The organism is Streptomyces sp. DH12 (genome assembly GCF_020873895.1).
GTDB lineage: Bacteria > Actinomycetota > Actinomycetes > Streptomycetales > Streptomycetaceae > Streptomyces.
The window spans coordinates 1-453 of sequence record NZ_JAHWGT010001067.1 but is presented as its reverse complement, the minus strand read 5'-3'; the positions used below and the strand labels follow the sequence as shown (position 1 = coordinate 453).

Here is a 453-nt window from a genome sequence, read left to right as displayed (position 1 = left end):
AAGGTGTTGTCGACGAGCAGCGGCACGGAGCCGCAGGCGTGGGCGACGGCCCGCAGGTCGATCTCGGCGAGCGTGGGGTTGGCGGGCGACTCCACCAGCACCAGTCCGGTGTCCGGGCGGAGCGCGTCGGCGACCCCGGCCGGGTCGGTCCAGGTGACCTCGGAGCCGAGCAGCCCGGCGGTCAGCAGATGGTCGCTGCACCCGTACAGCGGGCGTACGGCGACGACGTGCCGCAGCCCCATGGAGCCGCGGACCAGCAGGACGGCGCTGAGCGCGGCCATGCCGCTGGCGAAGGCGACCGCCGACTCGGTGCCCTCCAGACGGGCGAGCGCGGTCTCGAAGCGTGCGACGGTCGGGTTGCCGAGCCGCCCGTAGACCGGCGGGCCGTCCGGTTCGGCGCCGGTGGTGGCGAAGGCGTCGATGCGCGCGGCCTCGGCCCGGCTGTCGTAGGAG

1 protein-coding gene is annotated in these 453 nt (G+C 75.3%); it reads right to left on the bottom strand.

Annotated features, from left to right (window positions below; genetic code table 11):
• Positions 1-453 (bottom strand): PLP-dependent transferase (locus LPA54_RS38535; protein WP_228985039.1); only part of this gene is annotated, 453 nt, incomplete at both ends.